Below are 20,763 nucleotides of genomic sequence, written 5' to 3' on the forward strand. Positions count from 1 at the left end.
GTTTGACCTGATCCCAAACTTCATCTGGCAGCAGAAAATCAGGGGCAATTTCTGTAAAGGACATGGCTCTCAATCGGCTGTAATGCTTCCTCTATAAGCCTCTCACAAAACTAGAGGTTTTCGGATAGACTCTAAGGAAGGTGTCGAGGCTGATGGCTGCCAAGTTTTGAACATCATTGGTGTATTGCCAACGAGTTCCTTCCAGGCTGAGGAGAAATCTGAGTTTGTCTGCATTCTCAGGGGAGCGATCGCGCCAGAATGCCCTGACGGGTTCCCAAAATTGGAGTAATTGCCAGTAGGTTCATCGGAATTGATCTTCACGCTCAAGGGTTAAGCGTCCAATAAACCAGTCTGCGAAATTGTCCTACATTTCACCACTTAAGATCTGCCAGTTAAACGCCAATTTAGGAATACAGTTGCTACTTAAACGTCAACTGCTGAAGTTCCTTTTGATTCCAGTTGCCCAACCTGGCGGCAGCTTCGTAGGTACTTTGCAAGAACTCTAACAACATCTGATCCGGTGATTCTGCCTCGCGGACAGCGTCATAGGGCAAAATAAATTCACCCAACTCTTTACTGTAAAATGCAGCATCAGGGCGAACCTCAGCCTGCTTAAACCCATCGGGTTCTGGGTACGCATAGGAATAAAACGCTGGGTATGATAATCCGGCTCCGGGCCAAAATCCGGCACTACTAACTTCCTGAGAATAGGCTTCCTGCGCCACTGCATCCGGTAAATTTGGCACCCCTCCCGGATGCTCAGGAGCCGATCGCCCCGAAAAGCGAGTCACTGCTAAATCAAAACTCCCCCAGAAAAAATGAACTGGACTAACCTTGCCAGAAAAATGGGAGCGAAACTCTCGAAAGACGCGATCGGACTGTAGCAAGACTCGCCAGCATCGATTGGCATAATCCGCATCATAAGCGGCATGGGTTTCATCCTGTTCAAATCGAATTGGATTGGGGACTTCATTTGGTTTGGTGTTAATTGTGATGTGAATATCCAATGCTCTGAGCGTTTCCATCACAGTCTGATAAAAATCAGCAACAGAGCGAGGGTAGAGGGCGATCGCTCGTTTTGCCCCTTCGCTGGTTTGAATCAGCAACTCATGATCAATGAAATCAAAGTCGATTTGAAAGATACGGCTGCCATAGGGAATCGTAGAGGTGGTCAGTCCCCGAACAGTTAAATAGAGGGGAATATGCCAGGAATGATTAATCCACGGAGTTTGGGCAAATCGGATTTTACCGATGATTTGAGTCCACATGTGCAAGGTGGTATAGGTCTCTTGCCATGCGTCCAGGGGTAAACTCGGCCAAATATCTGTTGAGGGCAGGGCAGGCTGATTTGACATCATGGTTTCCTCGCGAGTAAAAAGGGGCGCGTGATCAATAGTTCTTCTGTTGTTCATCGGCAAAACACCACAACCATTGTTCTCCCAATTCTGCTGAACTGATCACCGCATGTCCACTTTCTTCATAATGACGGCGTGCATGCTGATTTTTGGATGAGTCGCAGCACAACATTTTGCCGCAGGTTTGACAAATTCTTAAATGTACCCAGCGATCGCCAACCCGAAGGCATTCCTCACAGCGAAATACCGGGTAATTGGCTTTTGAAATCATATTCTCTAGCGTCAGTTCGTTCAGGTGTTGACAAGACATGGAAGATTCCTGTGAATGTGCAAGATATGTACTTGATCAAATAGGATACAGCCATGTGCGAAAGAGTTGGGTGAGGCGCGGCATAATCACGTAGGTGAGCAGGGCAACCGTTAGACCTGTAACCAACAACGTTCTAAGCAATACCGGCAGCCCAGCCAGGAGCGGTACTAGCAAACGATTGAGAATAGATATTGTGAAAAACACTCCCAGCCATGTCACGAGTGCCATTTTGTAGCGCGGAGGTGGAGCCTTCAGAGGTTTGTTGGGAAGCGTAAACCAGGTTTCCAGACCCGTTAGAGTTTGAATGGTTTCAGGCTTTTCAATCAAGGGCTGCAACCGCTCCAACCATTCCTGCCGCACACTGGATTCCAGCCAGGTTTTGAGGTTGTTGTAATGATCAAACCTGACAATTGCCACATATTCAGGATGAGCGTGATTACAGGGTCGGATCACGCTGACTCCTAAATGTCCCTTAAATTGGTGAGCAGCCGTCGCAATTCCGTGTAACCACTCCTCATAACCTTGCTCACGCCCAGGTCGAATGAAGTGAGAAATGATGGCGGTTACCTGGTGAGTTTCTTCATCTGTACCCACGACTAGTGGATCTAGCATTACACATGACCTCAAAAACTCTAGCTGCAAGGAAGTGATGATGGTTAATAAGCGATCGCTGGCGATCACCCCTATTCTATGCACGAAATCATCCAGTGCTGCTGCAATGCCGCAAATGAACTGGATCACTGAGCAATGACAATATCTATTCAGTTACACACGAGTCATGAGGCGTTCGCGATTGGCAGAGCCAGCATTTGATATTGCTGCATAGCTCGTCATTAGGTTTTTGTAGTCAGGAATAAACTCTGCAAGGAGATTACCTAGCCCTTCAATATCGTTACGCCAATCACGGTGCAATTCACCCATAACGCTAAACCAATTGACCAATGGAGGAATTGCTGACCTGGACAGGTTTGCCGTCCGCTGGAGGGGTTGTTGCAAGGAGCTGAAGTTCCCATGCAAGGGCTACCGCACTAGCACCGCCATGCTCAAGAAGAATCTCTGATACACCCGCAGATGTTTCTGTGCGTGCCCAGTCACGTTGCCATTCAGCAAGTACAGCCATCCAGTTGATTGGAACTGCACCCGCCTGAACCATACGGCGAACCGCCATGTCATGAGCTTCCGCAGTAACACCCCCCGAAGCATCGGTAACGATGAATACTTCATAACCCTCACCCAGCGCCTGGATTGCTGGCATTGCGAGACAGATCTCGGTGTAAAGCGCCGCAAGTATAAGTTGCTTGCGTCCACTTTTCTTCACTACATCTGTAACGTTTGAATCTTCCCAGGTATTGATGAAAGTACGGTTGATTGGTTTTTGATCAGGAAAAACATCCTGTAATCCCTTAATGATATAACCCCCTCTTTCTTCAATTACTGTGGTAAGGATTGTTGGCACATTGAACACTTTTGCCGATTTGGCAAGACCAATAACATTGTTAATGATCATCGTAGGTTCATGGCTGTTCAAGTTGGTAAACTGATAGGGCTGGTGGTCAATCAGTACCAGGATGCTATCTTCTGGACGAAGCAGTCCTTCTAGACCGATTTTTTGATTTTTAGACATTGAACTCTCCTATTTGAGCGATTGGTGAATGAGGAATTGCAGAATGAAATCAAAAGCTAAACATCTCTGCTTGTGCTTGTAAGTAAAACGTCTGTTTACCCTCAAGGGTTGATGACGTAAGCGATCACGCCATGAACTGAGTCTGCAAGACAGCTCCAAATTTCGCCACTTAAGATCCGCGAGTTAAGCACAGAGTTAAGGCGTTCGCGTCGCGTGCCCAAAGGGCATTCGCTTCACTGTGCGATCGCTCCTAATGCTTTCAACGTCGCTGCTCAAGCGTGCGTTAATCCAGTTGCACCTTGAATATTCATGACTTCAAGCATGGAACCGTGCAACTTACTTGCTCGATCCATTTGCATGACTGTTTGCACAAATTCAATATAGGTGGTCGCCTTCAAGCTGTCGCCTACAGAAAGTTAAATTTTTTACAGTACAAATTGATAGATTAACCATGCCATCGCGGAGTAGAAGGCTGGCTCTAACTTAAGTTAGAATCCGAATTTGATCGAAAGTACATTCATACCGCCGATCGGCTATCAATGTCTGAATGCAAAATTCGGTAGCGATGTCCCACACCATTGATGCAGGCGACGACCTGTTTGCCCCCGGATGAAGCGGCTGTCATTACGAGCTATTGCCGTGAACCGACGACGACAGACCCTGGCGGCCTCAACGCTTCAGCAATACGGCTCTCGATTCCGAGGCAGCCTGTGGGAGATCTTGAATCTGAAGCCCCAGTTCCCTGAGAGAGGATCTCTACCTTCCAGGCTATTTCCTATGCCCTTGCCTCACACCAATCTGATTGGCTACTGAGTTGAGCAATTACAAGTCAAGATATAAAGACCTACACAAGGAGCTTAATTTTCTAGAGCTTGGCAAGCGATATACTTTGGGAAACGGATGACAGTCCTTCATCGGGGGAGCATTCAATGATTACCCTGCCTGGAATTACTATCCACAGCAAAATCTATGAGAGCTTAGCTTCTTTGGTGTATCGGGGTATCAGAGAGCAAGATAACTGTGCAGTGATTGCCAAAGTTCTCAAGCAGGATTATCCCTCTCCTCAGGATTTAACTCGCTATCGGCAGGAGTATGAAATTACTCGCTTTCTCAATATTGAAGGCGTAGTCAAGGCATACAGCCAGCAAGACTACCAGCGCACGCTGGTTATTCTTTTGGAAGACTTTGGTGGAGAGTCTTTAGAATGCTGGATGCGGCAACAATTAGACTTCTGTCCCATGTCGCTGTCGGTTTTTTTGAATATGGCGATCGCCATTACTGATACTCTAGGTAAAATCCATGCGGCTCATGTCGTCCACAAAGATATTAATCCTGGCAACATTGTCTTTAATCCGAGGACTGGCGTTGTCAAAATCATTGATTTTGGCAACGCCACTCGCTTTAGTCGTACCAATCCCACATTCAAAAGCCTTCATCTTCTAGAAGGAACTCCTGCATACCTATCGCCAGAGCAAACCGGGCGAATGAACCGGATGCTCGACTATCGCACTGATTTCTACTCACTGGGCGTAACCTTTTACGAACTGTTGACGCGACAATTACCCTTTCCCACTAAAGATCTCCTAGAGCTAGTCCACTGCCACATTGCCAGACCGCCGACTCCTCCGCACGAATTGAACGCCACGATTCCCCAGCCTGTTTCAGATCTTATTTTGAAACTGATGGCAAAGAATGCTGAGGATCGTTATCAAAGTGCCTGGGGCATCAAAGCAGATTTAGAACGCTGTGCCCAGCAACTGGCAGAAGTGGGTTTAATTGAACCTATGCCATTGGGTCTGCAAGATGTTTCTGAACAGTTTTGCATTCCTCAAAAACTGTATGGGCGAGAAGCGGAGATTGCAGCATTATGGGTGTCGTTTGACAGAGTGATAGGGAGTAAGGCAGTCCGTGAAATGATGCTGGTCTCTGGTTACGCTGGTGTTGGCAAAACAGCATTGGTACAGGAACTCTTTAAACCGATTACCGCAAAGCACGGCTATTTTATCTGGGGTAAATTTGACCAATTCCGGCGCAATACTCCCTACAGCGCGATCGTCGATGCCCTGCAAAAAATGGTGCAGCAACTCTTGGGCGAACCCAATGAACAGGTGGAAGTATGGCGATCGCGTCTACTCACTGCTTTGGGAAGCAACGGACACATCCTCATAGATGTCATTCCTGAAGTTGAGTTCATGATTGGCACGCAGCCACCTGTGCCCGAAGTTGGAGCAACTGAGGCACAGAATCGCTTCAATCTCACGTTTCAAAAATTTGTGCGGGCGTTTTGTGCAAAAGAACATCCCCTAGTCATTTTCTTAGACGATCTACAGTGGATCGATTCTGCGACGTTGAAGTTAATCGAACTCATCTTACTTGATGAGCAAATCCAGTATCTGTTTTTGATCGGAGCCTACCGAGATAACAAACTGACTCCAACGCATCCGTTGGTCTTAACGATAGAGAGCCTGCGAAACCATGGAACAGTACTTCAGGAAATCACCCTGCCCCCCTTAACCCTAGAACCGTTGAGTCAACTGATAGCTGAGACATTACATCGCAATCCTGATACTGATACCGTTCGTTCCTTAGCCCAAATCGTGTTGCGTAAAACCAGGGGCAACCCTTTCTTTGTTGGTGAATTTTTGAAGCTGCTGCATAGTGAAAACCTGTTAATCTTTGATGCCCAACAGTTGAGTTGGCAGTGGAACCTAGGTGAGATTGAAGCTCAAGATATCACTGCTAATGTGGTGGAGTTGCTACTGCGTCAGTTACAGAAATTGCCGGAAGCAACACAGCAAGTTCTCTCCATCGCTTCTTGTGTTGGGTCTGAGTTTAATTTAGAAACGTTGGCGATCGTTTGCGAAAAATCACCGACAGCAATTTTTCAGGATCTACTTGCAGCCATACAAGCGGGATTAATTCAACCTCTGTCTGAATTGGACGAAGATTTGTTAGTTCAAGAGTATAAGTTTCTGCACGATCGCGTTCAGCAAGCGGCTTATGCTTTGATTGATGAATCGCAGAAACAGGTTGTTCATCTCCAAATCGGTCGCAATTTGCTCGAAAAAACTTCACCAGAGCAACGATCCGATCGATTGTTTGAAATCATCGATCATCTCAATCAAGGACTTGAGCTAGTCACTGCTCGATCAGAACGAACTGAAATTGCCAGATTGAATTTAACGGCAGGTCAGAAAGCAAAAGCAGCTACGGCTTATGAAGCAGCTTTTAAGTATTTCACTACAGGGCTTAAACTCCTCACTTCAGAGAGTTGGCAGAGTGAGTATGATCTCACCTTAGCACTGTACTCAGAAGCAGCAGAAGCGGCGTATCTCCAGGGTCACTTTGATGAGATGGAAGAGTTGGTAGAAGTGGTACTTGATCGCGCTAAGACAGTACTTGATAAAGTCCAGGTTTACGATAGCAGCATTCAAAGACATTTGTCACAGGGCAACCTGAAAGAAGCACTAAAAACTGGATTAGAAGCGTTGAGGCTTTTGGGAATAGATTTAATAGAAAATCCAAGTCAGGTAGATATTCAAAAGGAACTGGAGTCAACGGCTACACTACTTTCTGAACGAGAAATTGAAGACCTGATTAATTTACCAAAGATGACTGCACTAGAACCGCTGGTAGCTATGTCAATCCTATCAAATATGGGATCTGCTGCATTCATAGTATCACCAGCACTGTGGATACTGATGACTTGCAAAACGGTAAGTTTATCAATCAACTACGGTAATGCTATCTGGTCATCACTGTATTATGCCTGCTATGGGTTTGTTCTATGTGGAGTTGTTCAAGATATTGAATTCGGTTATGAGTTCGGCAAATTGGCTCTCAGTTTGGCAGAACGGTTGAATGCCAAAAATGGAAACTCGAAAACATTAATGTTTTCGAGTTTCCATATCCTGCACTGGAAGGTGCATCGTAGGAAGATAATACCCATGCTGGCTGATGCGTATCGAAATGGAGTGGAAACTGGAGACTTTGAAACTGCTGGTTATGCTGCATATGGCATGTGCCACAACTCATTTTTTGTTGGAGAGGAACTTACCCAACTAAAACAAAAAACAGCAACTTACAGCAAAGCGATCAACCAAATCAGACGGGAAAGCCCCTCGAATTGGCTGGCAATATTGCAGCAGGCCATTCTTAACTTACTAGACAGGGCTGAGAATCCCAGCCGCTTAGTTGGTCAGGTGTGTAATGAAGAGGAGGTGTTATCACACGCTATTGCAGTTAAAGATGGAACTGCAATTCAAATACTCTATTTGCACAAAGTCATGTTGTGTTATCTATTTGAAGAACACCATCAAGCTGTACAGACTGCTATTTTGGCAAGGCAATATTTTGAAGAGGTGACAGCAATAACGGTTCTACCTATATTCTGTTTCTATTATTCTCTAGCGCTTTTAAGCCTATCGCTTGAGGCTTCAAACTCTGAAAAAGCAGCTTTGCTAAGTTGTGTTAGCTCCAACCAAGAAAAAATGCAAAAATGGGCGAGTCATGCCCCAATGAATTACCTCCATAAATTTTATTTAGTCGAAGCAGGGAAAGCGCGAGTCTCAGGGCAATTCTTTGAGGCCGAAGAGTTTTATGAACGGGCGATCGCAGGTGCTGCTGAAAATGGGTATATCCAGGAAGAAGCATTAGCGTATGAATTAGCAGCTAAACATTATCTGGCGCGCGGTCGGTTAAAAATTGCTCAAACTTATATGAAAGAGGCGCACTATTGCTATGATCGCTGGGGCGCAATCGCTAAAGTTAAAGACTTAGAAAAACGCTATCCACAGTTGTTGCCTCAGTCCTCTAGAGCCGCTTCTACTACTTCTGAAACTATTACTAACCCCTTCCATACTGCTTTCGATTTAGCAGCAGTGATGAAAGCTTCACAGGCAATTGCTCGTGAAATTGAGCTGAAGCAGCTGCTGCGATCGCTGATGCAAACTTTAATTGAGAATGCTGGCGCACAAACCGGATATCTAATTTTAGAAAACTCAGGAGAATGGTTGATTGAAGCGGCTTGTGAACTCAATATCAATGAAAATGCTTGTGCAACTCAGGTGTTACAGTCTATTCCTATTGCCGATCAATTGCCAGAATCAATCATTCAATATGTGATTCGGACTCTGAAGCCTGTCACTTTAAATGATGCGACTCGTGAAGGTGCTTTTATTAATGAGCCATACATTCAACAGAACCAGCCTCAATCTATTTTCTGTTTGCCGCTGCTGAATCAAGCCAAGCTGGTCGGTGTATTGTATTTAGAAAATCGGTTAGCAGCCAGAGTATTTACACCAGAGCGATCGCAGGTCTTGCAGCTATTATCGACTCAAGCAGCAATCGCCATCGAAAATGCCAACCTTTACTCAGAACTGCAGGCTAAAGAAAGCAAGATTACCCAGTTCCTTGAAGCGATTCCGGTGGGAATTGCGATCGTGGATGCGACGGGTTGCCCCTACTATGCTAACCAATGCGGCAGTCAACTCCTAGGCAAAGAAACTGATCCTTCCGTAGCACCGGAGCAGATCTCAGAGGCTTATCAGCTTTATGTAGCAGGAACGGATCAAATCTATCCAGCGGAGAACTTGCCTATTGTGCGGGCATTAAGGGGCGAACGCATCAGGACTGAAGACATAGAAATTCGTCGAGATCATGTCTCAATTCTACTTGAGGCACTGGGAACACCAGTTTTTGATCAACAGGGCAATATCGCCTATGCGATCGCTACCTTTCAGGACATTACAGAGCGCAAACAAGCCGAGAAACTCCTAGCCGATTACAACTGCACTTTAGAGCAACAGGTCGCAGAACGAACTGCTGCGTTACGACAAAGTGAAGCAAATTACCGCAACCTGTTACAAACCGCGAATTCCGTTATCATTCGCTATGATCCGCAAGGACGAATTCACTACATCAACGATTATGGAGTAAAACTCCTGGGCTATGAAGAACATGAGATTTTAGGGCGAACTGTATTTGAAACCATCATTCCAGAAGCCGAACTTTCTGGACGCGATATGAGACCCTTTGTCCATGATTTACTTCGTAATCCTCAATCGTACCCGAAAGGCGAGGGTGAAAACCTGTGTCGAGACGGTCGGCGAGTTTGGATGGAGTGGTCGAATCAAGCCATCTTTAATGAACAGGGAGAGGTCGTTGAAATCTTGTCGGTTGGCAACGACACCACCCAGCGTAGACAAGCAGAAGAGGCATTACAACGCAGTGAAGCCAAGTTCCGAACTATCTTTGAAAACTCGCAGGTCGGCATCTTCCGAACTCGCCTCTCAGATGGATTACTTCTCGATGCTAATCAACGCCTTGCCGATCTATTTGGCTTTAATTCACCCGATGAGATGATTGGGATCTTACATTCCACAGATTTTTATGTAAATCTGTGCGATCGCCAACAAGTCGTTGAATTGCTGAAGCGTCATAGCGACCTACAAAACGTTGAAATTCAGATGCGAAAACGAGACGGCACAGCGTTTTGGGGGCTTTACTCCTTTCATCTGAATGCAACCGATGGATATATGGAAGGTGTGATTACAGATATTAGCGATCGCAAACGAGCAGAAGCCGCGCTGCAAGCCTCTGAAGCAGAACTGCGGGCGCTCTTTTCAGCCATTCCCGATCCAATGTGTATCTTCAATGCTGAAGGGCAAGTGATCTGCGTAACCGAAGGCAATCCATCATACAGAGAGTTGTATGATGGGGAACTTGTTGGCACAACACTGCATCAACTCTTTGCTAAAGAACAAGCTGATGAATTACTGGGTTACATTCAGCAGGTGCTGAGAACCCAACAAGTCGTCACCTTTGAATACAGCCAGTGGCTATCTGGACGAGAAATCTGGTTTTCGGCTCGCGTTGCCCCGATTCAGCACGAACAGGTGATTTGGCTGGCGCGAAATATTATGCCGCAAAAGCAAGCAGAAGCTGCTTCAATTTTGGAAGAGCGCAACCGCATGGCACGCGAAATTCACGACACTCTCGCTCAGGCGTTTACAGGCATTTTGGCTCAGGTAGGAGCGGCAAAACAGGTGCTAACGGATGATGTAGAAGCAACTCAGGCACACCTGGATCTGATCAAAGAATTGGCACGAACTGGACTGACTGAAGCGCGGCGATCGGTCGTTGCGCTGCGTCCTCAGCTTTTGGAGGAAGGCAGTCTACAGAGCGCTCTCCATCGTCTCGTCGCTCAACTCAGAACTGCCGCAATGGATACCACTTTATACTATGAGACTGAGGGTACAGTGTATTCTCTACCGGCTGAAGTCGAGAGTAACCTACTGCGAATGGGGCAGGAAGCCTTAACCAATGCGATTAGACACGCCAATGCTGACGAAATTCGAGTGCAGCTAGTCTACGATCGCGATCAGGTTTGCTTGCGCGTAAGAGACAATGGGCAGGGCTTTGGAGTTGGGAGTATTCCAGCCTCTGAGGGTTTTGGCTTACTAGGCATGAGCGAACGGGCAGAGCGCATCGGCGCACAACTCACGATTCGGAGTCAACCTGGGCAGGGAACAGAGATTATTGTCACCATCAATCGGAAGTAGCATCACGATGAGCCAAGCCACGACCATTCGGGTTTTGATTGCGGACGATCATGCCATTTTTCGGCAGGGATTAGCCACGATTATTAATCGTGACCCAGAGATGCAGGTGATTGCCCAAGCCGAAAATGGGGAACAAGCGATCGCGCTATTTGAAGAACACCAACCGGATGTCACGTTGATGGATCTGCGAATGCCGGAAGTGGAAGGAGTTGCTGCGATCGGTGCAATTTGTGCCACTGCTAAATCGGCTCGAATTATTGTCCTGACCACGTATGATAGTGACGAAGATATCTATCGAGGATTGCAGGCAGGCGCAAAAGGATACCTGTTGAAAGAAACTGAACCTGACGAGCTTCTGAATGCGATTCGTACCGTTCATCGGGGTCAGAAGTATATTCCGCCCGATGTAGGAGCAAAGTTGGTTCAACGCCTCAGCAATCCAGAACTGAGTGAAAGAGAACTAGCAGTACTCCGCTCACTCGCACAGGGGATGAGCAATGCCGAGATTGCGACTGCTTTGAGTATCGGTGAAGGCACGGTTAAATCTCATGTCAACCGGATTTTGAATAAGTTAGATGTCAGCGATCGGACTCAAGCTGTGATTGTTGCTGTTAAGCGCGGAATTGTCAGTTTATAGGGTGTACTTTCGATCGCATTGGGGTTCTAACTTAAGTTAGAGCTTGCCTTCTACTCTGCGATGGCACGGTTACTCTATCAATTTGTACTGTAAAAATTTTAACTTGCTGTAGGCGACAGCTTGAAGGCGACCACCTATATTGAATTTATGCAAATAGAGATGCAGTTAAGTGAATCGAGCAAGTGAATTGCAAGGTTTCCTGTCTGCTACGGATGTAGAAAGATGAGCAACGATCGTAGCCAGAGTTCCTTACTTATCCCACCTTCAACCCAAGATTGGATGCAAGGTGTGCTGAGTGCCAAGGTCGTGCTGGTGATGTATGGAGATTATCAAGACTCCAAAAGTGCGGACGTTTACAAGCTGATTAGAGGAATCAAACAAAAACTGAGTGCTGCTTTTGGAGAGGATTACTTATGCTTCATCTTCCGCCATTTTCCACAAGCACAGATTCACCCTCATGCTCAACGGGCAGCCCAAGCAGCCGTTGCCGCCGCCGCCCAAAGACAGTTTTGGTTAATGAGCGATACTTTGTTTGACCATCAACAAAGGTTGGAGAACGGTTATCTTGTCGAGTACGCCAATGATTTAGGGCTTGATATCCCTCAATTTCTCAAAGAGTTGTCTAAACAAGCGCATGTCGATCTCATCAATGAAGACATCGAAGGCGGAATACAGAGTGGAGTAACGACTGCCCCAGCCCTGTTTATCAATGGAATTCGGTATACCGAGCGCTGGAACACGACGGAGTTGATGGCTGCCATGATTGCTGCAAGTCATTAAGTTCCCCGATCTTTGCTCTCACTTCATATCTGACTTGTCTGTAAGTACTATAAGCTATCAAAATTTGATAGCTAGATTTTGCCTGTTTCGCTGAACAAAACTGCCGCTTTTTGAACCATGTCAAACATTACCATGCCAACAACTGAATTTCTTCGTATTGATTTAATCAATTACAAATCAGGATTTCATTGAGGATAATTCTATGACGCATTTACTAGTGCAAAGTAAGAATGATTCTGGGCATGAAAGTACACCTCAAACTGATTCTCTTCGCAACTCCTCAGTTAATCATGCTTTGATTGCGATCGCGCAAGAGGTCACTGAGTTGCTGAGACAAACTTACCCGATACAAACTGATGAAATTAAAACAGGAGAAACAGAATGATACTGCAAGATAAAGTGGCGCTAGTCACTGGTGGAACTTCGGGAATCGGTAGAGCAACTGCGATCGCTTATGCCAAACAGCAAGCAAAGGTGGTGGTGGTGGGTCGTCGAATGGATGAAGGTGAAGAAACTGTTCGATTGATCGAGGAAGCTGGCGGAGAGGCGATTTTTGTGCAAGCAGATGTCACAAAAGAAGCCGATGTTCAAGCAATGGTTGATAAAGCGGTTAGCGTTTTTGGTCGGTTAGATATTGCCTTTAATAATGCAGGAATGGTCGGCGAAAATCCTTCATTGATTGAGCAAACAGAAGCTGAATATGACCGCACTATGAACGTCAATGTCAAAGGCGTTTGGTTGTCGATGAAATATGAAATCGCTCAGATGTTGAAACAGGGAAGTGGTTCGATCGTCAATACATCATCTGGGGCTGGAGTCGTTGCAGTTCCTACCCAATCTCTCTACACCGCGAGTAAACATGCAGTAGTAGGCTTAACAAAAGCTGCTGCGCTCCAATATGCCAAAGCGGGGATTCGCATCAATGTCGTTGCACCAGCAGCAATCGAAACAGATATGTTTGAAGCAGCTACAGGTGGGCAGGATGAGATCAAAGCTTACATAACAGGACTTCACCCGATCGGACGAATTGGAACACCGCTTGAAGTTGCCAATGCAGTCCTGTTTTTATCATCTGACCTGGCATCGTTCGTAACAGGTGAAACGTTGATGGTAGATGGTGGGTATGTAGCGCAGTAGTCGATCGGCAATGCAAAATATTACAGCGATCGCATGCGCGATTGCTAGTTTTTACCTGTTTTGTTAAACAACTTGCCAATTTGTAAACCATGCTAACAACTACAACGCCAACCATTGAAGCCAATTACAAAGGCTTAACGCACACTCGATTGCAGCAAGTGCTTGACTACATTCAGACTCACCTCGATCGAGAATTATCACTGGCTGAACTTGCAGAAGTGATCAACGTTAGTTCGACTTACTTTGCGGGTTTGTTTAAGCAAACAATGGGAATTTCTCCCCGTCAGTACGTGATTCAACAGCGCGTGGAACAGGCAAAGTTGATGCTATCGAAAACAGATTTGGCGATCGCAGACATTGCCCTAAAAGTAGGCTTCTCCAGTCAAAGCCATTTGACGCAGCACTTCAAGCGATTCACGGGAAAGACCCCCAAGCAGATTCGCTAGCACTATAAGAATCTGAAAAGTTGTCCTAAGAATCTGAAAGAAATCGAGTCTTGGAACTCATTATATTGAAGTTGAGTTAGGCAAGAATCTGAAGCAGCAACAGAACTAAGGTTGTATTTTCGTCCACAGCGTCAACTAAGAATGGATCGTAAAAAATGAGTATTCAGCAATTAATTACGCCTGAAAAGCATGACTTAGGTGGATTTAGTGTACAGCGCATCTTGCCGAGTGAAACCCTAAAAATGGTTGGACCTTTCATCTTCTTTGATCACTTAGGCCCAGCTATTCTCCCGGCTGGAAAAGGCGTCGATGTTAGACCCCATCCACACATCAATTTAGCGACGGTTACCTATTTGTTTGAAGGAAGCCTTCTGCATAGAGATAGTCTAGGTACAGTACAAGAGATCTTTCCGGGCGAGGTGAACTGGATGACAGCGGGCAAAGGTATTGTTCATTCTGAGCGATCGCCCGAGAGCTTTAGAGAGAAAGAATCTACTCTTCACGGCATTCAGACCTGGATTGCCCTCCCCGAAAGCGCTGAAGAAGTTGAACCCAGCTTTTCACATTATCCGGCGACTGATTTACCGAGGTGGATTCAAACAGGCACCAGTGCGACCTTGATAGCCGGTAGCTACCAGTCTCACCAATCACCCGTTAAAACCTACTCTGCTACTCTTTACCTAGCGCTCGTTTTCACGGAGGGTAGTCAATTTCAGCTAGCGCCAACAGAAGGTTTAGAAAGGGCAGTTTATAGCGTCACATCCGGCCTGTTCGTAAATGGAGAGCCGTTAGAGCCATATCGTCTAGCCGTTTTAGCGCCGGATGAATCAGTAGATATCCGGGCGGGGGCTGAGGCAAAAGCAATGATTATCGGCGGGGCACCAGTGGGCGATCGCACAAAGTACTGGAACTTTGTGTCGAGCCGCTCAGCGCGTATCGAGCAGGCAAAACGAGATTGGCAAGACCGCCGCTTCCCGGCGGTTCCCGGTGAAACCGAATTCATTCCGCTCCCTGATAATTCAGATCGCAGTAGTAGCGCCCCCCCTCTGAGTTAACGATGGTTAGGCGTTCTTTGCTGAGCGAGAGAACAGCCACTTAACTCGTACAGCAAGGCTTTCTACTGTTTTGGATTAAGTCTATTTCATTGGCAAAACGCTTGGGAAATGATATGGAAGTTGGAATTGACAGTTTTGCCTCGGTTGGAACGAGTGAAAATGGTGAAACGGCGGATGCCGCGCAGTCTGTCGCCGAACTGCTGGAGAGAATAGAGCAGGCGGATCGTTCCGGCTTGGATATCTTCGGTATCGGCGAGCATCATCGGCATGAATTTTTAGATTCGGCAAACGCGGTTATTCTCGCCGCTGCCGCCGCACGCACCGAGCGCATCCGTCTGACCAGCGCGGTTACGGTGCTGAGCGCGGCTGACCCGGTGCGTGTGTTCCAACAATTCGCCACGCTCGATTTGATTTCAAAAGGTCGTGCCGAAATGGTTGTCGGGCGCGGCTCGTTCACCGAAGCCTTTCCGCTATTTGGATTTAGTCTTGGCGATTACGATGAGATTTTCGCTGAAAAGCTCGAACTATTGCTCAAAATTCGGGACAATGAAACGGTCAATTGGTCGGGCAAATTTCGCCCCGCGTTGGAAAACCAAGCAATTTATCCGCGTCCGCTGCAAAAGCCGTTTCCCATCTGGATCGGGGTTGGCGGTACGCCGCAATCTTTCCTCCGCGCTGGAATGCTTGGACTGCCGCTCGTGGTCGCCATTATCGGCGGCGAAACGCATCGCTTTCGCTCGCTCATAGATTTATACCGCGATGCCGGAGAGTACGCCGGGCACGCACCCGAAACGTTGAAAGTTTCATTGCATTCAATCGGTTATGTCGCCGATACGACTGAACAAGCTGTTGAAGAGTTCTTTCCGGGCTACGCCGAGACCTTCACTAAGATCGGCAGAGAGAGAGGCTGGCCGCCTGTTACACGCGCCGCTTTTGACGCGCAGCGCGGCGCGACCGGCGCGTTACTGGTCGGCAGTCCCGAAGAAGTGGCGGAGAAAATTCGCCGTCACAGTGAATCGCTCGGCGGCATTTCGAGAGTAACGTTTCAAATGGACAACGCGCAGATGAACCACACCCAACTGATGCGCTCCATTGAACTGATTGGAGTGCGAATGTTGCCACTCTTGAACAATTAAAATGCGCTCACGATCTTAGGAAACCTAGCCATCGCTCTATATAGCTCAAAAGAAACATTGGTTGAAATTGGGGCAGCCGCATCATTCTAGTTTAGGTACTCAAAAATGTGAATTTACAAACGGCTTAAACCACTACTAAGGAAAACCATGAATAAGCCCAAGTTTTTTGTTACCCCTGGTTATGGGGAATACATGCTGAATAACTTGCATTACTCGCAAGCGGCCAAAATTGGCGATCGCGTGGAGACATCGGGTCAAGGCGGTTGGGATGACAATCTGCAAATTCCCGAATTGCTGGCGGACGAGATAGCTCAGGCATTTCGGAACGTAGAGCGAACTTTGGCAACTGCCGGTGCGGGTTGGGAGCATGTCGTTCACATCAATTCTTACCATGTTGGCGGGTTGCCCTCAGAGGTCAACGACGTGATGGTCAGGCTATATCGCCACTACATGCCCAATCATGCCCCAATTTGGACACAGGTCGGAGTTGCAGCTCTTGGACTCCCAACGATGCGGATTGAAATCCGCGTCACTGCAATTGTTCCGTGAGTTTTGCATCAGTGACAGCAGAGACTGCTCTGTTAAAGCATTCACTTAAGCAGAGGAGAGATTCAAATTCAGATGTCAGAAAAAATAAAGCCATATTAAAGGCGACAAACACGGCGATCGCTAAAGGCAACAATGAAAGGTTCTTATCTTTATGCATCATGACAACGAGATCGGGATCAGCAGGCGCAGCGTCATTCTCGTTACGGTTACCGGCATGGCCGCGATCGCATCCTCCACGTTTTCTGCAACAACATCGGAAAGACGCTCGCCGAGACACGGTGAGCAAGTCGAGAACCTGCGCGGAAAGAGCGCCCTAATTACTAGCGGAAGGAGAATGAAATGAAAGTTCTAATGGTTTTGACTTCGCACGACCAGCTCGGCGACACCGGTCGCAAAACCGGCTTCTGGCTCGAAGAGCTTGCTGCTCCCTATTACGTGTTTAAAGAGGCTGGCTACGAGATTACGCTTGCTTCTCCGAAGGGCGGACAACCGCCACTCGATCCGAAGAGCAACGAGCCTGACTTCCAGACCGACGAAACCCATCGCTTTGAGGCGGACGCCGAGGCAAGCAAGGCGCTGGCGAACACCGTCAAGCTTGCCGATGTCTCTGCGGACGACTTCGATACGGTGTTCTACCCCGGCGGCCATGGCCCGATGTGGGATCTGTCCGAGAGCAAGGACTCGTCCGACCTGATCGAGAGCTTCCTCGCGGCGAACAAACCAGTCGCGCTGGTCTGCCATGGGCCGGGCGTGCTGCGTCACGCGAAGACTGCTGAGGGCCGACCACTGGTCGAGGGCAAGCAGGTGACTGGTTTCACCAACACTGAGGAAGCTGCTGTCGGACTGACCGATGTGGTGCCATTCCTTGTGGAGGACGATCTAAAGGCTAAGGGCGGTATCTATTCAAGTGGGCCGGACTGGGGGCCCCACGTCGTCGAGGACGGACTGCTAATCACTGGCCAGAACCCAGCTTCGTCGGCCCCGGCCGCTCAGCGCTTAGTCGCCCAAGGCGATCGCCACACCCAAGCAGGAGAGTAACGATGAAAGTCTTTATCATCGGCATCGCTGGTGGCATCGGTCGCCGAGTAGCGGTACAACTTGCCGAGGCGGGCGATGAACCTATCGGTCTCGTGCGGCGACCAGAGCAGGCGGAGGCGATCGCCTTGGGCGGGATTCAGACGGTGCGGGGCGACCTAGTGGCGATGTCGGTTGACGAACTGGCTGCGACCATGCGCGGCTGCGATGCGATCGTGTTTAGCGCTGGCGCGGGTGGCAAGGAAAGCAACGAGGCGACCACCCTCGTTGACGGCGACGGGCCGGGGAAGCTGTACACCGCCGCAGAACGCGCCGGGGTACGGCGCTTCGTACTTGTCTCGGTCTTTCCCGAGGCATGGCGCGAGCGGCGCATGGATGAGTCATTCGAACACTATATGGTCGAGAAGAAGAAGGCTGAGACGCAACTGGTTCTGACCGACCTCGACTGGTTGATTGTGCGTCCATCCGCGCTGACAAACGAGCCTGGGACGGGACGGGTTGACCTGGGCCTCGCCAAGTTTCCCACCGAAATCGCCCGCGACGATGTCGCTGCAACTATCGTGGAGCTTCTGCGAACTCCTGCCCTTAATCGGTTGATCTTGGAGCTGACCAGTGGAGGAACAGCGATCAGCGAGGGGGTTAATGCGCTGGACATTAGACTCGGCGGCGACGGCTAATCGTCTAAAGAAACCGAGCATTGGAACTGGCTAGGCTCCAGATACGTATAGCTAAGTGATATCGAAATCCCATCACTGTTTGTTTGAAAAGGAGAGTTGGCACAGATGGAATCTATGAAAGCGGCTGTATTAACTGCGTTTGGTGATGCTGAGAAATTTGAGATTCAAACGGTTCCCATACCAACAATGAAGGCGACTCAGGTGTTAGTCAGAGTTTGTGCAACCTCGATCAACCCGGTCGATTACCAAACTCGTCGTGGTGATTACAAAGAACTGGTGCAATTACCCGCCATCATTGGAGTCGATGTCTCAGGGGTGATTGAGGCAATTGGCGAAGCTGTGACTGATTTCAAGGTGGGAGACAACGTATATTACTCGCCGCAAATTTTTGGAGAATTCGGTAGCTACGCTCAGTATCATGTGGCTGACGCAGCGATTGTTGCATTGAAGCCTGCAAATCTATCGCACATTGAAGCAGCTTCTTTTCCGCTTGCGGGCGGAACGGCTTGGGATTGTCTAGTGACTAGGGGCAATCTACAAGTTGGTGAAACAGTTCTCATCCATGCGGGTGCGGGTGGAGTGGGTTCAATTGCAGTTCAACTCGCCAAAGCGATAGGGGCATACGTTTTTGCGACGTGTAGTTCTAGAAACCGAGATTTCGTGACAGAACTGGGCGCAGATCGAGTGATTGATTACAAAAATGAAGATTACGTAGAAGTCATTCGTCAAGAAACAAATGGACTGGGTGTGGATTTAGTTCTAGATACGATCGGCGGAGAAACAATTCAGCGTAGTCTAGAAATCATTCGTCCCTTTGGTAGGCTTACAAGCATTGTAGACATTGCAATACCGCAATCGCTTCTTGAAGCATGGGGTAAGAATCTGACGATTCATTTTGTTCTTTCACCCCAGTACCGAGCAAAATTAGAGGCTTTGACAAAACTCATCGAGCGTCATCAGCTTCGCCCAGTGATTGATTCAGTATGGTCTTGGGATCAGGTCGTTCTGGCACATCAGCGTCTAGAGCAGGGAGGAACACGGGGCAAAATTGTGCTGAAGTTTACAGAAAATTAGACCAGCTTTACGGCGTTGGTAATTGCTAAACGGATCGGAGTTTGATTGTGTGCTGAAGGTCAATAATTTACAACGGAGAAACCTCTCATGCCTTACATTACCGTTGATCAAGAAAACTCTGCAACCATCGATCTCTACTACGAAGATCTTGGGGTAGGACAACCGATTGTTCTGATTCATGGATTTCCATTGAACGGACATTCCTGGGAGAAGCAGGTTTTAGTTTTACTGAACGCAGGATATCGAGTAATCACCTACGATCGCCGAGGATTCGGTGCTTCTAGCCAACCCTCGTTTGGATATGACTACGATACCTTCGCCGCCGATTTGAACACGCTGATGACCAAACTTGACTTGCAGGATGCTGTGCTGGTCGGCTTCTCAATGGGAACAGGCGAAGTCACGCGCTATCTTGGCAAGTATGGCTCAGAGCGGGTGCAGAAAGCCGTGCTGATGGCTCCAGTGCCGCCCTTTTTGCTGAAGACCGATGATAATCCTGAAGGCGTTGACCAAAGCGTTTTCGACGGCATCATGAAAGCGATCGTTGAAGACCGTCCAGCCTACTTCTCTGCATTTTTCAGAGAATTCTTCAATGTGGATGTGCTGCTGGGCGATCGCATCAGCAATGAGGCAATTCAAGCCAGTTGGAATGTGGCAGCAGGGGCTTCTGCTAAAGGGACTTTAAACTGTGTACCGTCCTGGCTCACCGATTTCCGCAATGATCTGCCCCGCATTGATGTACCAACCCTGATCATCCATGGCGATGCCGATCGCATTTTGCCGCTGGAGTCCACTGCAGCAAGACTGCCAAAGCTGATTAAAAACAGTCAACTTGTTGTCATTCCCGGCGGGCCGCACGCTATCAACTGGACTCACGCCGACCAGGTCAATCCCGCGTTGCTGGACTTTCTTGAGCAGAAATAATCAGTAACTCGGCGCATGTCTGAACGTCTCGCCCGCGATAGGGCAGCTGTTGCCCTTACCTAAAGCAGTTCGCCCCAAAAAACAGATCAGGCGGTGAAAGGTATTGAAGCGGCAGGTGGAAAAGCTTTGGCAATTCGGGCTGACAGTGCCGATGTAGAAGCGGTAAAACACGCCGTTGCCAAAACCGTCAACACCCTCGGTGGTCTCAACATTCTCGTCAACAATGCGGGCATCGCCATCGTCGCACCGATTGACCAGTTCTCGCTAGAAGAATTTGACCAACTTTTGCAATTAATGTCAGGGGCGTTTTTGTCGCCACTCAGAAACTGTTTGTAAATAGATATGAAGTAAATGGTGATCAGGAGACGGAAAGAGCGATACCTAAGTCATTCATCTACCTGCGCTTGAGAGCATGAGTCAACCATTTTATGACAGTGACTTGACCGACGAGGAATGGCAATG

General features: G+C 48.0%; 17 protein-coding genes and 1 pseudogene. 14 read left to right on the forward strand and 4 right to left on the reverse strand.

The features are described 5' to 3' along the window. Positions 1-419: 419 nt before the first annotated feature. The 4 genes from AC1S52_RS02875 to AC1S52_RS02890 form a co-directional block, all read right to left on the reverse strand. Positions 420-1,355 (reverse strand): DUF5996 family protein, encoded by a 936-nt coding sequence (locus AC1S52_RS02875; RefSeq protein WP_482027536.1) that lies wholly within the window; start codon positions 1,353-1,355, stop codon positions 420-422. Positions 1,356-1,389: 34 nt separating this feature from the next. Further along, complete coding sequence (locus AC1S52_RS02880; protein ID WP_482027537.1) at positions 1,390-1,665, reverse strand: UBP-type zinc finger domain-containing protein; 276 nt, start codon at positions 1,663-1,665, stop codon at positions 1,390-1,392. A 36-nt stretch (positions 1,666-1,701) separates the two neighbouring features. Continuing rightward, a complete protein-coding gene (locus AC1S52_RS02885; protein WP_482027538.1) occupies positions 1,702-2,406 on the reverse strand; it encodes an antibiotic biosynthesis monooxygenase in 705 nt (234 codons plus the stop codon). A 184-nt stretch (positions 2,407-2,590) separates the two neighbouring features. Further along, positions 2,591-3,289: a hydrolase gene (locus tag AC1S52_RS02890; protein ID WP_482027539.1), complete on the reverse strand. Its 699-nt coding sequence runs from the start codon at positions 3,287-3,289 to the stop codon at positions 2,591-2,593. A 929-nt stretch (positions 3,290-4,218) separates the two neighbouring features. Here AC1S52_RS02890 and AC1S52_RS02895 point away from each other — a divergent pair. The 14 genes and pseudogenes from AC1S52_RS02895 to AC1S52_RS02960 form a co-directional block, all read left to right on the forward strand. Next, a complete protein-coding gene (locus AC1S52_RS02895; protein ID WP_482027540.1) occupies positions 4,219-10,851 on the forward strand; it encodes a PAS domain S-box protein in 6,633 nt (2,210 codons plus the stop codon). Positions 10,852-10,858: 7 nt separating this feature from the next. After that, on the forward strand, positions 10,859-11,488 hold the full coding sequence (locus tag AC1S52_RS02900) for a response regulator (RefSeq protein ID WP_482027541.1): 630 nt from the start codon (positions 10,859-10,861) through the stop codon (positions 11,486-11,488). A gap of 222 nt (positions 11,489-11,710) precedes the next feature. After that, on the forward strand, positions 11,711-12,268 hold the full coding sequence (locus AC1S52_RS02905) for a DsbA family protein (protein ID WP_482027542.1): 558 nt from the start codon (positions 11,711-11,713) through the stop codon (positions 12,266-12,268). A 202-nt stretch (positions 12,269-12,470) separates the two neighbouring features. Beyond that, a complete protein-coding gene (locus AC1S52_RS02910) occupies positions 12,471-12,653 on the forward strand; it encodes a hypothetical protein (protein WP_482027543.1) in 183 nt (60 codons plus the stop codon). Beyond that, positions 12,650-13,405 carry an SDR family oxidoreductase gene (locus AC1S52_RS02915; protein WP_482027544.1) on the forward strand — a complete coding sequence of 252 codons (756 nt, stop codon included), beginning with the start codon at positions 12,650-12,652 and terminating at the stop codon, positions 13,403-13,405. Before AC1S52_RS02910 ends, AC1S52_RS02915 begins: the two co-directional genes overlap by 4 nt. A gap of 89 nt (positions 13,406-13,494) precedes the next feature. Continuing rightward, a complete protein-coding gene (locus AC1S52_RS02920) occupies positions 13,495-13,851 on the forward strand; it encodes an AraC family transcriptional regulator (RefSeq protein ID WP_482027545.1) in 357 nt (118 codons plus the stop codon). A gap of 155 nt (positions 13,852-14,006) precedes the next feature. Continuing rightward, complete coding sequence (locus AC1S52_RS02925; RefSeq protein WP_482027546.1) at positions 14,007-14,906, forward strand: pirin family protein; 900 nt, start codon at positions 14,007-14,009, stop codon at positions 14,904-14,906. 113 nt (positions 14,907-15,019) lie between these two features. Next, on the forward strand, positions 15,020-16,042 hold the full coding sequence (locus AC1S52_RS02930) for an LLM class flavin-dependent oxidoreductase (protein WP_482027547.1): 1,023 nt from the start codon (positions 15,020-15,022) through the stop codon (positions 16,040-16,042). A gap of 147 nt (positions 16,043-16,189) precedes the next feature. Continuing rightward, the gene (locus tag AC1S52_RS02935; protein WP_482027548.1) at positions 16,190-16,591 is read left to right on the forward strand and encodes a RidA family protein; all 402 of its coding nucleotides are present in this window, start codon (positions 16,190-16,192) and stop codon (positions 16,589-16,591) included. A gap of 339 nt (positions 16,592-16,930) precedes the next feature. Beyond that, positions 16,931-17,629, forward strand: a complete 699-nt coding sequence (locus tag AC1S52_RS02940) for a type 1 glutamine amidotransferase domain-containing protein (protein WP_482027549.1) — start codon at positions 16,931-16,933, stop codon at positions 17,627-17,629. A gap of 2 nt (positions 17,630-17,631) precedes the next feature. Continuing rightward, positions 17,632-18,303, forward strand: a complete 672-nt coding sequence (locus AC1S52_RS02945; protein WP_482027550.1) for an SDR family oxidoreductase — start codon at positions 17,632-17,634, stop codon at positions 18,301-18,303. Between the two features lie 105 nt (positions 18,304-18,408). Then, positions 18,409-19,377 carry a zinc-dependent alcohol dehydrogenase family protein gene (locus AC1S52_RS02950; RefSeq protein WP_482027551.1) on the forward strand — a complete coding sequence of 323 codons (969 nt, stop codon included), beginning with the start codon at positions 18,409-18,411 and terminating at the stop codon, positions 19,375-19,377. Between the two features lie 87 nt (positions 19,378-19,464). Further along, the gene (locus AC1S52_RS02955; RefSeq protein ID WP_482027552.1) at positions 19,465-20,301 is read left to right on the forward strand and encodes an alpha/beta fold hydrolase; all 837 of its coding nucleotides are present in this window, start codon (positions 19,465-19,467) and stop codon (positions 20,299-20,301) included. 81 nt (positions 20,302-20,382) lie between these two features. After that, positions 20,383-20,637: pseudogene (locus AC1S52_RS02960) on the forward strand (SDR family NAD(P)-dependent oxidoreductase); the annotation flags it as partial. Between the last annotated feature and the right edge of the window lie 126 nt (positions 20,638-20,763).

Source organism: Kovacikia sp. CALU 1929 (assembly GCF_056784235.1).